General features: G+C 53.3%; 16 protein-coding genes and 1 pseudogene. 7 read left to right on the top strand and 10 right to left on the bottom strand.

What is annotated here, in order from left to right; genetic code table 11:
- Positions 1 to 5: 5 nt before the first annotated feature.
- Both C2U54_RS16370 and C2U54_RS16365 read left to right on the top strand, forming a co-directional pair.
- Positions 6 to 2,000, top strand: coding sequence for a TonB-dependent receptor domain-containing protein (locus tag C2U54_RS16370; RefSeq protein ID WP_103179599.1), 1,995 nt, complete (start codon positions 6 to 8; stop codon positions 1,998 to 2,000).
- 133 nt (positions 2,001 to 2,133) lie between these two features.
- Positions 2,134 to 3,315 carry an aminotransferase-like domain-containing protein gene (locus tag C2U54_RS16365; RefSeq protein WP_103179598.1) on the top strand — a complete coding sequence of 394 codons (1,182 nt, stop codon included), beginning with the start codon at positions 2,134 to 2,136 and terminating at the stop codon, positions 3,313 to 3,315.
- Positions 3,316 to 3,362: 47 nt separating this feature from the next.
- Here C2U54_RS16365 and C2U54_RS16360 read toward each other — a convergent pair whose 3' ends face one another.
- Both C2U54_RS16360 and C2U54_RS16355 read right to left on the bottom strand, forming a co-directional pair.
- Complete coding sequence (locus C2U54_RS16360) at positions 3,363 to 4,199, bottom strand: alpha/beta fold hydrolase (protein ID WP_103179597.1); 837 nt, start codon at positions 4,197 to 4,199, stop codon at positions 3,363 to 3,365.
- Between the two features lie 92 nt (positions 4,200 to 4,291).
- Positions 4,292 to 5,701 carry an MFS transporter gene (locus tag C2U54_RS16355; protein WP_103181081.1) on the bottom strand — a complete coding sequence of 470 codons (1,410 nt, stop codon included), beginning with the start codon at positions 5,699 to 5,701 and terminating at the stop codon, positions 4,292 to 4,294.
- A gap of 116 nt (positions 5,702 to 5,817) precedes the next feature.
- Here C2U54_RS16355 and C2U54_RS16350 point away from each other — a divergent pair, with 116 nt between their 5' ends.
- Together C2U54_RS16350 and C2U54_RS16345 are read left to right on the top strand one after the other, a co-directional pair.
- A complete protein-coding gene (locus C2U54_RS16350) occupies positions 5,818 to 6,723 on the top strand; it encodes a LysR family transcriptional regulator (protein WP_103179596.1) in 906 nt (301 codons plus the stop codon).
- Between the two features lie 186 nt (positions 6,724 to 6,909).
- A pseudogene (locus C2U54_RS16345) lies at positions 6,910 to 7,192 on the top strand (helix-turn-helix domain-containing protein); the annotation flags it as partial.
- A gap of 89 nt (positions 7,193 to 7,281) precedes the next feature.
- On the opposite strand, the gene C2U54_RS16340 reads toward C2U54_RS16345, so the two are convergent.
- Positions 7,282 to 7,644, bottom strand: coding sequence for a MarR family winged helix-turn-helix transcriptional regulator (locus C2U54_RS16340; RefSeq protein WP_103179595.1), 363 nt, complete (start codon positions 7,642 to 7,644; stop codon positions 7,282 to 7,284).
- Positions 7,645 to 7,701: 57 nt separating this feature from the next.
- On the opposite strand from C2U54_RS16340, the gene C2U54_RS16335 reads away from it, so the two are divergent.
- Positions 7,702 to 8,658 (top strand): sensor domain-containing diguanylate cyclase, encoded by a 957-nt coding sequence (locus C2U54_RS16335; protein ID WP_103179594.1) that lies wholly within the window; start codon positions 7,702 to 7,704, stop codon positions 8,656 to 8,658.
- Positions 8,659 to 8,835: 177 nt separating this feature from the next.
- A complete protein-coding gene (gene catA / locus C2U54_RS16330; RefSeq protein WP_103179593.1) occupies positions 8,836 to 9,498 on the top strand; it encodes a type A chloramphenicol O-acetyltransferase in 663 nt (220 codons plus the stop codon).
- Positions 9,499 to 9,673: 175 nt separating this feature from the next.
- Here catA and C2U54_RS16325 read toward each other — a convergent pair whose 3' ends face one another.
- Both C2U54_RS16325 and grxB read right to left on the bottom strand, forming a co-directional pair.
- Positions 9,674 to 9,991 (bottom strand): YebG family protein, encoded by a 318-nt coding sequence (locus C2U54_RS16325; protein WP_103179592.1) that lies wholly within the window; start codon positions 9,989 to 9,991, stop codon positions 9,674 to 9,676.
- Positions 9,992 to 10,104: 113 nt separating this feature from the next.
- Positions 10,105 to 10,740 (bottom strand): glutaredoxin 2, encoded by a 636-nt coding sequence (gene grxB / locus C2U54_RS16320; RefSeq protein WP_103179591.1) that lies wholly within the window; start codon positions 10,738 to 10,740, stop codon positions 10,105 to 10,107.
- 164 nt (positions 10,741 to 10,904) lie between these two features.
- Between grxB and C2U54_RS16315 the strand changes: the two genes are divergently transcribed.
- Positions 10,905 to 11,462 carry a GNAT family N-acetyltransferase gene (locus C2U54_RS16315; RefSeq protein WP_103179590.1) on the top strand — a complete coding sequence of 186 codons (558 nt, stop codon included), beginning with the start codon at positions 10,905 to 10,907 and terminating at the stop codon, positions 11,460 to 11,462.
- Positions 11,463 to 11,471: 9 nt separating this feature from the next.
- Here C2U54_RS16315 and C2U54_RS16310 read toward each other — a convergent pair whose 3' ends face one another.
- The 5 genes from C2U54_RS16310 to C2U54_RS16290 all read right to left on the bottom strand — a co-directional run bounded on the left by C2U54_RS16310 (position 11,472) and on the right by C2U54_RS16290 (position 13,952).
- A complete protein-coding gene (locus tag C2U54_RS16310) occupies positions 11,472 to 11,885 on the bottom strand; it encodes a DUF6691 family protein (protein WP_103179589.1) in 414 nt (137 codons plus the stop codon).
- Between the two features lie 9 nt (positions 11,886 to 11,894).
- The gene (locus C2U54_RS16305; RefSeq protein ID WP_103179588.1) at positions 11,895 to 12,326 is read right to left on the bottom strand and encodes a YeeE/YedE family protein; all 432 of its coding nucleotides are present in this window, start codon (positions 12,324 to 12,326) and stop codon (positions 11,895 to 11,897) included.
- Positions 12,316 to 12,618, bottom strand: a complete 303-nt coding sequence (locus C2U54_RS16300) for an ArsR/SmtB family transcription factor (protein WP_103179587.1) — start codon at positions 12,616 to 12,618, stop codon at positions 12,316 to 12,318. Before C2U54_RS16300 ends, C2U54_RS16305 begins: the two co-directional genes overlap by 11 nt.
- Positions 12,619 to 12,772: 154 nt before the next feature.
- Positions 12,773 to 13,132 (bottom strand): hypothetical protein, encoded by a 360-nt coding sequence (locus tag C2U54_RS16295; RefSeq protein WP_139156342.1) that lies wholly within the window; start codon positions 13,130 to 13,132, stop codon positions 12,773 to 12,775.
- A gap of 64 nt (positions 13,133 to 13,196) precedes the next feature.
- Positions 13,197 to 13,952 carry a DeoR/GlpR family DNA-binding transcription regulator gene (locus C2U54_RS16290; RefSeq protein WP_103179585.1) on the bottom strand — a complete coding sequence of 252 codons (756 nt, stop codon included), beginning with the start codon at positions 13,950 to 13,952 and terminating at the stop codon, positions 13,197 to 13,199.
- Between the last annotated feature and the right edge of the window lie 3 nt (positions 13,953 to 13,955).

Here is a 13,955-nt window from a genome sequence, read left to right as displayed (position 1 = left end):
CTGTTGTGATAAAGCAGACACGCATGGCCGTGGCGGTTTCGCTCGCCCTGGCAAATCTTCCTGCGGCCGTTTTCGCCGCGGAATCCACCGCCGTCAACGAAGATGAGCTGGTCGTGACCGCGACCGGCTTCAGCCAGGAGCGTCGCGAGGCACCAGCAACCATCTCGGTGGTGAATGAAAAGGAGCTGAACACCCGCTCTAACCAGAACGTCACCGAAGCCCTGCGCGAGATGCCGGGTCTCCTGGTGGGTAACGGCCACGGCAGCCTGGCGACTGGCGATGTCCAGATGCGCGGGATGGACTCCACCTATACCTCCTACATGGTGAACGGCATCAAACAGGCCACCCGCGAATCCCGCCCGTACGGGCACCATATCGGTACCGAGGCCGCCTTTATGCCACCGCTGGCCGCCATCGAGCGCATCGAAGTGATCCGCGGGCCGATGTCATCCCTGTATGGTTCTGACGCCATCGGCGGCGTGGTCAACGTCATCACTAAAAAAGCGTACAACCTGGAGAAGTGGACCGGCGTCCTGGAGGATAACTACTTCCTGCAGGAGAAGAGCGAGTACGGTAACACCAACCAGACCAATGCCTTTGTGATGGGCCCGGTGATCCCCGGTAAACTGGGGGTGAGCGTGGCCGCGGATTATCTCGACCGTCGCGACGATGACAGCGTCAACGACGAGCGTTTTGTGAAGCATCAGTCCGGCAACCTGGACGCGACGATCGCCCTGTCGCCAACGGAGACCCAGCTCTGGGATCTGAACGCTACGAAAGGGAATCAGGAGAAAACGCATAACGATAAACAGTGGTACTGGGGCTTCGACCGCGACGCGGCTTCGCTGTCGCAGCACGCCTGGTATGGCGACATACTGGAGGTGAAGAACTTCGTCAGCTACGAGAAAGCGAAAACCGAGTACCGCGTGCCGGGAATGGCATCACAGTTTATTACCCAGAAAAACTACGAGGCGAACAGCGCCAACACCTTTACCCTCGGCGACCACAAGCTGACGCTGGGCATCAACTTTACCCGCAATGAGCTGGATGATGAGTTCGGCATTAAAGATAAAGAGGCGCCGGGCGTAACGCCGGTGAGCGAAATATCGCGCAACGGCTGGGCGGTATTCGCCGAAGATGCGTGGATGATCGTCCCGGATTTCACCTTAACGACCTCGGCGCGTCTGGATCACGACAGCTACTTTGGTTATCACGTCACGCCTAAGCTCTACGGCAACTGGACCCTTGATGAAAACTGGGCGCTGAAGGGCGGTGTGTCTGCGGGCTATAAAAAACCGGATCTGCGCCAGAATAATGCCGGCTTTACCAGCGTGTATGGGGCTTATCCTTATTCGGAAATAGGCATCGGTAATGACGATCTCAAACCGGAAGAGAGCGTCAACACCGAGCTTGGCGTCTACTGGCAGCAGGATGCGCTGGCGCTGGACGCGACCGTCTTCTACACCAAATTCAAGGACAAAATCAGCGACCGGGTCATTTGCACCACGTCGGCCTCGCAGCAGTGCAGGTATAATGGTTACGTCGCTGACTCTGTCTTCCAGTATTTCAACGTCAGCGATGCCGAAATCTACGGTGTGGAGCTGAACGGCGACTGGCAGGTCACCTCATCGTTGAGAGCCAATGCCAACTATACCTGGACTCACAGCGAACAACAGAGCGGCGAGTATAAGGGTTACGCCCTGAGCGACTTTCCGGAAAGCATGGCTAACGTCTCTCTGACATGGCAGGCGCTAAACGACCTGGAGTTATGGACCAAAGCGAGCTGGCGCAGCACCTCACCGGACATCGGTAAATCCAGCGAAACAGAAGCCTACGCGCTGGTTGATTTAGGGGCACGTTACCATCTGAACAAGAACGTTACGTTAATGACCGGCATCTATAACCTGTTTGACGCAAACCCGATTTACCGCACCTCGTACAACCAGTCTTCGATGCTGGAAGGCCGCCGCTATAACTTCGGCGCCCGTATCGAGTTCTGAACCTTACTGCCGGAGCCGTCGTGCTCCGGCTTCTGCAATTGTTATTCCTCGCTTTTCTACCACAGAAAGTGATTATCAAAGCCGCCGACATGTGATACTTAGATTGGGAGACAACAAACCAGGATAACGAGAGATGTCGCAGAACAAAATTGCCCACAAAGTACAAAACCTCCAGTCATCGGCGATCAGAGAACTATTAAAACACAGCAAGATGGAAGGGGTGATTTCACTCGGCGGGGGCATTCCCAATCCGGATCTTTTCGATCGCGAAGGGCTGGAAATGGCAATGGAAAAGGTGCTCTCCAGCACCTGGAAGGATGCTTTTCAGTACGGTCTGAGCGAAGGTAGCCCGGAGCTGCGCGGCGAAATCTGCCAGCTGCTGTGCGGCAGGGGGATCCGCTGCGGTATCGACGAGGTGGTCGTCACATCCGGTTCCCAGCAGTCACTGGATATTCTGGCGCGCGCGCTGATCAATCCGGGCGACATTGTTGTCGTTGAACGTCCAACCTATCTCGCGGCCCTGCAGGTTCTGCAGCTCGCAGAGGCTAACCTGTTGTCGGTGGGTACCGACGGCGAAGGGATGATCGTTGATGAGCTCGAAGCGCTGGTTAAGACTACGCCGATCAAAGCGGTCTACATCGTACCGACGTTTGGCAACCCAGGCGGGGTTACGTTGACAGAGCAGCGCCGCAGGCAGTTGGTGGAATTAGCGCAGCGCTACGATTTTGTGATTATCGAAGACGATCCCTACGGCGAAATCAATTTTACCGACAACACCTTCACGCCATTAAAAGCCTGGGCGGCAGAGATGGGGTGCAGCGATAACGTGATTTACACCTCGACCTTTTCAAAAATCCTCGCGCCAGGGGCAAGGGTAGGCTGGTTAGTGCTGCCGGACTGGGTGAAGCGTCAGGTGGTGATCCTCAAGCAAGCCACCGATTTACACACCAGCACATTGTCGCAGTCGCTCACTTATCACTATCTCACCACGGGGCGCCTGGCGGGACAAATCGCGCTGATCCGTGACGCCTATAAACACAAATGCGAGATCCTCTGCCAGGCGGTGGAGCGCGAAATGGGCGATCACCTGACGTTCCACAAACCGATGGGCGGCATGTTCCTGTGGGCGAAATTCAAATATGAGATGAATACTACCGAGTGGCTGAAAAAGACCCTCAACAACGGCGTGGTCTACGTGCCAGGGGAGTTCTTCTACTGTAACGAGCCGGATCACAACACGCTGCGCATGTCCTACGTCAGCGTCACGGATGAAAATCTGCAAGAGGCGGTCGCACGGTTGAAAGCCTCCTTATAAGGGGCGCGGAAGTAAAACGGGTGGCGAAGGCCACCCGAATCATTGACTTAGCTGCGGATAAAATCGAGTAAGTCTTTGTTGATCGTATCAGGGTGCGTGGTGTGCATCCCGTGAGGATAGCCTGGATAAACTATCAGCGTGCTATTGCTGATAAGTTCATCCTGAAGCAGGCTGGCATTCTTATAAGGCACCACCTGATCGTCATCACCCTGCAAAATAAGCACCGGCACGGTAATCGCTTTCAGATCGTCGGTCTGGTCCGTCTCGGAAAAGGCTTTAATGCCTTCATAGTGCGCTTTCGCACTGCCAATCATCCCTTGCCGCCACCAGTTCTGAATAGTTCCCTGAGATATTTCAGCCCCCGTTCGGTTGAAGCCGTAGAAGGGGCCCGTCGCCACGTCGAGATAAAATTGCGCCCGGTTTGCGGCCAGCGCTTTACGGAATCCATCAAAAACCTCCAATGGTGTACCGCCTGGATTTTCCGGCGTTTTCACCATTAATGGCGGTACGGCGCTGATTAATACCGCTTTCGCCACGCGCCCCTGCGGTTGACCGTATTTCGCCACATAGCGCGCAACCTGTCCGCCGCCGGTGGAGTGACCAACATGGACAACGTTACGCAGATCCAGATGTTCCACAACGGCAGACACATCGGCGGCGTAGTGATCCATATCGTGTCCATCGCTGACCTGACTTGAGCGGCCATGACCACGACGGTCGGAGGCAATAACGCGGAAACCTTCAGCTAAAAAGAACAACAGCTGGTTATCCCAGTCGTCAGCGCTTAATGGCCAGCCGTGGTGGAAGAAAATGGGCTGTGCATCTTTAGGACCCCAATCTTTATAGAAGATACTGACATCATCGTTGGTGGTAACAAATGACATGATAGACCTCTCGGGGAATAAAAGAACCTGAGTGAAGTGGGCTGCGTCCGCAGTTAAAGACGTACAGCCGCTAAGAAGTCTAGTTGAGAAGATTAACGATTGCTTCCTCCCAACGAAAACGCATGCGTTCTGCGCAGTCGGCTGAGGCTAAACAACACTGAAGCGACAGAAGCAGCAACTGCGACCCACAGAGCGAAATGGACAGCCCGTTCATTTAACGTCTGGCCGGTTACCGGCGAGATGAGGGTCAGCAGGATACCTACAACAGCGGCGCCCAGGCACTGCCCGAAAGTTCGGGCAATGGATAATACCCCGGATGCATAGCTTGCCTGTTCGCGAGCAACATTCGACAACATTTCCCGGTTGTTAGGACTTTGAAAACATCCAAATCCGATGCCGCAAACCAGGCTACGCAGGCCGATATCCCATACGGAAGGCGAGGCGGGCAGCATCGCCAGCAGAATCAACCCCACAACAAAGATGGCCAGCCCAAGAGTCGAGATCAGCGGCGCAGAAACCGTGTCTACCCAGCGGCCGGCGTGGGGCGCGATCAGCACAATACCTATCGGCCAGGGCACGAACAGCAGCGCGGATACAACGGGGCTGTAGCCATATACGCTCTGAAACAGAAAAGGCAACGCAACAAAGGTGATCCCCTGGCTGACAAAAGAGGCCAGTGACGTTAATGCCGCGAGGGTGAAACGTCCGTTCTTGAATATAACGGGCGGCAGTATGGGCGCCCTGGCGCGGCGGATATGCCCGATAAACAGCATCGTACTGAACAGGGCGAGGAGTCCCCAGCAGACCGCCACCTGGTGAAGGCTGTTCGCCGCCATAATCATTGCCCCCAAAAGGGTCGCTGACAGCAGCGCGCCAGGAAGGTCAAACGCAGTTTTGCCGGACGTTGTTTTTCCGGGTAGCGCCCTGAAAGCCAGCAACAGGGCTAAGGTTCCCGGAAGTATGTTAATGGCAAACAACCATTGCCAGCTCAGGGTATCCAGTATCGTGCCGCCCAGCACCGGGCCAATGGCGGTGCTGGATGCTATAAGCAGGGCATGCAGACCCAGCACGCGGCCAAGCAGTCGTCCCGGGAAAACGCCGCGCAGGATCGCCGGAGCAATACTTAACGTCGCCGCGCCGCCGATCCCCTGCATAATACGCATTGCCACAAGCATTTCTGGGGTAGTTGCCAGTGCGCAGCCCAGTGAGGTCAGCGTAAAGGTGGCGAGCCCTGACAGAAAAATGGGGCGAGTGCCATAGATCGTCGCGAGGGAGGCGAAAATCATCAACGTCATTGCCGCAGAGAGCAGATAACCGTTGGCGAACCAGACCGCGTAGCTTGCAGGCACCTGCATCGCTTGCGCCATAGAGGGCAGGGCAATGTTGATCATGGTGCCATCAAACACCCCCATCAGGGTGGTCACCATTACGGCGATCATCACCCGGGCGCGCGCCGGGCCAGGCAGCCCCTCATCACCGGGTTGGTTTGAAAATAGCGTCATCATCTGAACTCCTTAAGGGGGTTTTAATGACGAAACTATAAGCACGAGGTATATAAGGCGGAAGACGCATGGTTTACACTTAATCATTGCACCGAACGCCTTATCTGAGGTTTATTATGTCCGATCCCGATTTTAACCTGTTGGTCGCCCTCGACATTCTGCTGGCAGAAGCGAGCGTGGCCGGTGCTGCACGGCGCTTAAACCTGAGTGCATCTGCCATGAGCCGCACGCTCAACAGGCTGCGCGAGGTGACAGGCGATCCGATTCTGGTGCGGGCTGGACGAAATATGGTGCTGACCCCCTGGGCAGAAGCCTCCCGGGATCGCGCCAGAAATGCGGTGCAGGAGGCGAGGGCAGTGTTGCAGCCGTCAATGGAGACGCTCAGGCTGGAAAGTCTGGCGCGCCTGTTCACTATCCGGGCCAACGATGGATTTGTCGTCGCGTTTGGCCCGGCGCTGATTGCCGCGGTGGCGGAGGCCGCCCCGGATGTCTGTCTCCGTTTTGCGCCCAAGCCTGAAAAAACGTCGCGCTATCTGCGCGAGGGTCTGGTCGATCTGGAGATTGGCGTCCAGGGCAATATGGGGCCGGAAATTCGCCTGCAGCGACTTTTTCAGGACCGGTTTGTCGGCGCCGTGCGGAAGACGCATCCGCTGGCATCGTTACCGGAAATCAGCATGAGGGATTATGTCGCCTGGGGCCATGTGGTGGCCGCACCCAATGGATCATTACATGGGTTTGTAGATGATGCACTGGCGGAGTCAGGTTTGTCGCGTAAGGTGGCAAGCGTGGTGCCTGGCTTTCCGACGGCGTTGTCCGTGGCGCTGGCATCGGATCTTATCGCCATGGTTCCGGCGTTGTATTTGCAAAACCCGCAGATGACAGAGCAACTGCATGTATTCGAACTGCCGTTCAAGACCCGTGCCATCACGGTGTCGCAGATGTGGCATCCGAGAATGGAAAAAGATCCCGGTCATCGATGGCTAAGAGAAAAAGTGCTTGAGGTGTGTCGGAGTGTACGGTGATGAATGAGAAGTTGAGGCGAGGGGATAAAGCTGGGCGCGTAATACGAGGCCCGGTACGTCTGCGTTGCTGCCACAGATCGAATTTAACATAATATACATTATGCGCACTAACATGGTGATAGCAAAATTATAATGTCCGGTCTGGGCAGAGTTCATCACAGTAAGATTCAGCATCGATGGATTCCGATGATGGCACATTCAGCTGTGTTTTTCGTTTTGGATTTTGTCGACCGGCGTTTGACCACTCAGATGGTCGCGCAGCGCCTGGGTATCTCCGATCGTCAGTGCAGATGCCTTCTGTCGCGTTACCGTGAAACTGGCCCACCAGGTATGGCTAACGCCTGATGGTCTTGCCCGGTACGCACTCAATATTATCCGAGAACGCTATACCGACTTCGGGCCGACGCTTGCAGGTGAAAAACTCGCAGAACTGCACGATGTTCACCTGTCCAAAGAAACGGTCCGGTCGCTATTCAGGGTTTATCCCCCGGATGAATACCAGAAGATATCCCCCTACAACTTCATGTTATACAGGACCCTATTGCCTTTATCGCATCATCAGTTGTCCGGTCTCTGTGCCCGGTGTAGCCGATCGCGGATCTTATCGACTGATGATTTAATGTCAGCAACTGCATCCGCATCCATTCCAAGGGTATCCACAATACAGCGCGTGATATTGCTGGCCTCAATTTTCAGTGTATCCCCCTTCTCTGTCAGATGAATAAGCACTTCACGTTCATCCTTCGGATTGCGTGTCCGGGTGATCAACCCCGCGCTCTCCAGCCGCTTAAGTAAAGGCGTGAGCGTGCTGGACTCAAGGAAGAGTATTCCACCCAGCTCCTTCACTGTGCGTCCATCCTGATTCCACAACGTGATCATCACCAGGTACTGGGGATAGGTTAATCCCAGCTTATCGAGCATTGGGCGATAGAGCTGCGTAAACGCATGTCCCGCGGAGTATAGCGAGATTGAGGTTCTATGAAATTCCCCGGCATACCGGAAAATGAAGAAGAAAGACTAAAGTCGCTTTATCTCGCAGACCTGCTTGATACCAGAGACGATGAGCGTTTTGATCGTCTTACCCGGCTTGCCAGGCGAATCTTTCAGGTACCTGTGGTCCTGATAAGCCTGCTGGATCGCGAGCGACAATGGTTGATTGCATGCGAGGGTCTCGGTGTCCGGGAAACGCCACGTAATATCTCATTCTGTGGGCATGCCATTTTGCAGGATGGCGCTTTTATCGTTAACGATGCATCTGTTGATGAGCGTTTTCATGATAATCCCCTGGTCACCGGTGAACCTTACATCAGATTTTACGCTGGCTATCCGGTGCATCTCCCTGACGGAGAAGTGGCAGGTACGCTTTGCCTCATTCATACCATCCTTCGCAGCTTTAACGACGAGGATATTGCTTCACTCAAGGATCTGGCTTTCATTGTTGAGGATGAATTTCAGGTCATCGGCATGGCGATGACCGACAGTCTGACCGGAATAGCGAATCGGCGGGGTTTTTACCGGACAGGAGAAAAACGGTTCCGCGCCCTCACTGAGCGTAATACACCGTTCAGTCTTATCTTTTTTGATCTGGATAAATTCAAACCTATCAATGATCTTTGGGGGCATGCTGAAGGCGATGAGGTTCTGAAAGTCTTCTCAGGACTGTTGTTTCAGTTCCTCAATCCCGGCGATATTGCCGGTCGGCTGGGTGGGGACGAATTCGCCGTGCTCATTACCACCCGGAGTGCTACGGAAGCTTTTTTGCATGCGCTTCGTCGGGGAGTGGACGATTACAACGAAAAATCAGGTAAACCCTATAACATCAATTACTCTTCTGGCGTTCTGCACAATGATCAGGGCCACTATTCGTCGCTTGACGAAATGATCAAAAAGAGTGACGAAGTGATGTACTCAGTGAAGCGCAGAAGACAGCTTTAAAAGGAGCGCTTTGCGCAGCATTCTTTAAGGTACCGTCGCAGCCACCGCTCTTCTTAACGTAACTGGCAATCAGCCTCACTTTACCGATGCATATCAGAGTGATAATGAGATATGCTGGTTTATCATGGAAAAATCTTAGCTGAACGCTGAATTACATCGCTAATCAAAGGGTTAAAAATGAAAAAAACAATCCCAGAATATACGCCTGTTGACTTATCTCGTTGGGCCAGGAAGGAACATTTTGCGGTATTTCAGTCTTTTGCTCAGAGCACCATTAACCAGACTGTTAATTTAGACATCACCGATCTGCTGAAACATATTAAAGATGTTGGCTGGAAGTTTTACCCTACTATCATCTCCATCATTTCTGAGGTGGTAAACAGGCATACCGAGTTTCGTATGGCTATGAAGGACGATGAACTGGTTATATGGAAGGAAGTTTATCCGAGCTACACCATTTTCCATAATGAAACGGAGACATTCTCATCAATATGGAGTTATTACGATGGCAATATGGCGCACTTCCAAAAAACCTATTCTGAGGACGTTGCACGCTACGGGAATAACCTTTCTTACTGGCCTAAGGGCGAGTCACCGGACAATATATTTTTCGTATCGGCTATTCCCTGGGCAACGTTTACCAGTTTCAATGTCAACGTTGCAAACATGAAGAACTTTTTCGCGCCCATGTTCACCTTTGGCAAATACTACGAACAGGATGGAAAGACCTTGTTGCCGCTCGCCGTTCAGGTCCATCATTCCGTTTGCGATGGTTTCCATCTGGCAAGACTGTTCAATGAAATACAAGAGATAATGAGCGACTTACCGCACCGCGCTTAAACTGGCCGCTTCTGTAGTTAAGCGAGAAACGGGTCCAGGCGATGACGATTATGTTAATGCTCTGCCCGCTTCCTGCCTTCCTCACCACATTTACCCATCTGTGCCTGGCATATGACAAAAAAAAACCGCAAGCAGTTACCCGCTTGCGGCGACAGGCTCAGCGATGATGTGTTGATCAGGCAGCTTTAACTGCTCTGATTTTTTTACTGCCACCTTCATCTGACGCTGCTTTCTCTGCTGCTGTTGCGGCATTAAGATCGGGAAGTTTGCTGGTACGCAGAATATGCTGCACGGCCTCTTTCTGCTCGGCGAGATAGAGCCCCAGATTTTCAGCCTGCGTTTCATCCATCTGCATGTCACTTTGCAACAGCCAGTCGGTGAACGCTTCTGCGAGGTCGAGCAGTTTGTCGTGAGCGTCAGCCTCTTTCTTACTGGCAAATGTCATTTTCTCTTCACCTTTTCTTACGACAACATATTTTGTTTCAACAGCCATTATGCACCCCCTATACTGTAATTATATACAGTATAACACTTCCCGGTTTGTGTTGCAGCCAAAAAAGCGCTGGGTAAACCTGCTTAATATGTTCGGGGGCGGCCCCCCTTCAATTACAACGCCTTATCGGTAAACAGCGGTACGTTACAGGACGTCGCAACGTGGTCCAGATAGCCGCTCAGGTAGTCCGGATACGGGAACGCTTTCACAATTGTCAGCGAGTTCAGCACCGGGAAAAGGTAAAAATCGGTGATGCTTATCGGGTGTCTGGCACGCAGATAAGGCTCGATTTTAGCCAGTTCATCCACCAGCGTATCGATACAGGCCTGACTATTGGCCAGTAATGCCTCCAGATCGCCAAACGCTTTTATCTCACGCTGGGTATAGGCTTCGCGTGCGGCTGGGGTGGACAACTCTTGAAAATCTGCCCGCGTAAAACGTGGGATCGCCAGGTTAAAGACGGTGCGCGTGTTCTCTTTGCACCAGGCCTCAATCAGGGGATCGCATTCACCTTTAATCACCGGCTTGCCGTCAAGCTGATCGACATAATGGACGATATCCATGCTTTCCGGCATGTAAGCGCCCTCTTCTTTTTGCAGGATCGGCACGACCTTTCTGCCCACCATACGGGTTGGCGTTTCGACATCCCCTTCCATTATTACGCCCAGCTCGAAGGGCACCTTTTTAAGACCAAAGATCATTCTCGCGCGGATACAGAACGGGCAATGCTCATATACATAGAGTTTCATAGCGCTCTCTTTCTTTATACAGTTGGATGAGGGAGGAATGACCTGACAGGATCGGGCAAATCGGGTCAGGGTTACCAGTCTAACTTTAGTAGGTTGAAGTCAGCTGAAAATCAATCTTGTAATCAGTACAATAGATGTAACCACAATGTTAATGAGATATACATATGAAGTTATTTTCCACTCAACGTACAGATGTCTGGCAGCTGACGCCCGACCTGGCAGAAAGATTCCAGCTTTTCCTGCTGGAAAATCGCTCACATTTCGCGCCCTTTGAACCATTGCGTAATGAAGACTATTTCACACTTGATAGCGTGTCCCAACGGATTGAGAGTGCGCAGAAAGATTACGAAGCAAGAAAATGTCTGCAAATCGTTTTCACGTTAAAAGGTGAAAATAACATCATCGGCAGCATTAATTTCACCAATTTTATCTTTGGGGTTTTCCAGGCGTGCTATCTCGGTTTCTCTCTCGATCACGCTCATCAGGGGAAAGGACTCATGCAAGAGGCGCTTAAAGACTCTCTGGATTATGTACAGATGCATTACGGCTTTCACCGGATTATGGCAAACCATCTTCCTGATAACGCGCGCAGCAGTAAAACGCTTGCCAGCCTCGGATTTGTCAAAGAGGGCTATGCCCACTCCTACCTCAAGATAAACGGGATCTGGCAGGACCATGTCCTCAATTCCCTTGTTCTGCCAGAAGCGGAGTCAATGTCCTGAATCGCGGTGTTACGCTGGCCGGACCTTGTTCACGAACCACATTCCGGCCAGCATCGACAACACAAACAGCACTCCCTTCCCTGCGCCCGTACCCAGTAAGACCAGCGCCGGTCCGGGACAAATACCCGCCAGCCCCCAACCCAGGCCGAACAGAACAGCGCCCATCAGCAGCGCGCGGTCTACGGTGTTATTCTCCGGCAGCCGGATCGGCGCCCCGCAAAACGACGTTTGTTTGCCTTTAGCTAACCTGAAGCCGACTATCCCCACCGCAATCGCCCCGAGCATCACGAAGGCAAGAGAGGGATCCCAGGGCTGAGAGAGATCCAGAAAGCCAAGCACCTTCTCAGGATTTGCCATCCCGCTTATCAGCAAACCCACGCCAAAAATCAGGCCACACAGAAACGCGGCAATGACCATTAACATATCTCCTCCTTAACCGAGCCAGAAACCGGCCAGCGTTGCGGTAATAATACCGACCGCCATAAAGGTCAGCGTGGCCGCCAGGGAACGTCTGGAAAAACGCGACAGTCCGCAGACGCCGTGCCCACTGGTACACCCGGATCCCAGGCGCGTCCCGGCACCCACCAGCAGGCCAGCCACGATAATCAGTGGCCACGAGGTTTGAACCGTTATCTCAGGTAAGGGAAAGAAAAGGCTGAACAGCAGAGGTGAACCGATAAGACCGGCTAAAAAGGCTATCCGCCACCCCTCGTTACGGGTCTGTTTCGTCAGCATCCCCGCCACAATGCCGCTGATCCCGGCGATTCGCCCGCAGAAATGAATCAGCAGTATGGCGGCAAGCCCGATTAACATCCCCCCCGCGAGGCTACTCAGCGGCGTAAAGTGAGCGAAATCAACGATCATGATCGGCACCTATCTGTGGGCAATAGAGGTCATATAAGGTGTTGAGCAGCGTGAAGATCCGCGGATCCTCAATCCGGTAGAAAATCTGTTTACCTGTACGTCGGGTCTCCACCAGCTTTAAACGCCGCAATACGCCCAGCTGCTGGGACAGGGTGGGCTGACGGATCCCCACCGCCTCTTCAAGCTGCGCGACGTTCGCTTCCCCCTGACTTAACTGACACATCAACAACAGTCTGTCCGCATTGGACAAACCGCGCAAAAGCTCCGCAGCCCCCAGTGCCGCCTGTTTCATTGCATCCTGAATATCGCTATTCGTAGTCACGATATGCACCTATCAATATACATATTTATATAATGTATTTTAGTATATTGTAAGCCGGGCCGCATAGCAAAAAAAAACCGGCAGATGGCTGCCGGCATTTTTTTCTTCCCCATGTGGCCTGACCTTATAATTTCAGCTCAGGCACCAGCGCTTTTTTATCCGACATACAGCTTTGCCACGCTCTGCCCGGTTCGCCATTATCCAGCACCGACGAGGTACGATATTCTACGGTGCGGGTACGCTGATCGGGCCCCACATAGTCGAGGGTCGTCCAGCGGGTGTCGGCGTCTTTGCCTTCGGCGGTGAGTTCGATAGTCTGGTTTTTCACAATCTCGGCGCACTCTTTCGCCGCGGCCTCGACTTTACGAAACTTCTTCTCTTCGGGTGAAGTGCCTTCACCGGACATGGACATACAGCCGGTGAAGAGTAAACAGGCAAGGGTTAGAAGGCTGATTTTTTGCAGCATCACGCAGTCCTTAGTCATGAACAGGTTACTGCAAAAGCGTAGCTTATACGGCTACGCTCTTCCTGCGATCAGCATTTCCGTATCACGCTTTAACAACCGACACGCCCTGCCCAACCACTGCCTCAACCCAGCGACTGTCGGTATCCGGTTCAACCACTACGGTGTTAATGAGTGAAAGCTCGCCAATCAGGAAGGGTGAAGCGGTATTTATCTTCTCCGGCGACGCCAGCACCACCGTTTCGGCGGCCCTGCCGGAAAATGCGCGTTTGATGCACGCTTCTTCATAATCACCGGTTGTTAACCCTGCTTCCGGGTGAATACCGGTTACTCCCATGAAAAAGAGATCTGCATGGATACGTTCGATACCCTCAATCGCGGCGGCTCCCACCGTGACGATAGAGTGGCGGAACAAACGCCCGCCAATCAGGATCACCTCAACCCGGGGATGGTCCACCAGCGCCAGCGCAATACCGGGACTGTGGGTGACCGCCGTAAAGGAGAGATCCGCCGGCAAGCAGCGAACCAGCTCGGTCGTGGTCGTCCCGCCATCAATGATCACCACCTGTCCCGGTGAGATAAGCTCAACCCCCTTCTGCGCCACCCGCTTTTTGGCGTCGATGCCAAGGTGGCTGCGCTCGGCAAAGCTGGATACCGCTTTTGATGCTGGCAGCGCGCCGCCATGCACCCGCTGTAAACGCCCCTCGGCTGCCAGCTCGCGCAGATCCCGGCGAATGGTATCTTCCGATACCTGAAATTCGATGCTGAGGGTTTTAGAGAGCACCTCCCCTTCGGTATTCAGTTTTTCAAGGATCAGTTGTTTGCGTTGACGGGTGAGCATGAG

Origin of the sequence: Leclercia sp. LSNIH1 (assembly GCF_002902985.1) — a bacterium.
Classification (GTDB): domain Bacteria; phylum Pseudomonadota; class Gammaproteobacteria; order Enterobacterales; family Enterobacteriaceae; genus Enterobacter.
Note: the sequence above shows the minus strand (reverse complement) of the source record. Positions and strands in the feature narration are given on the sequence as shown.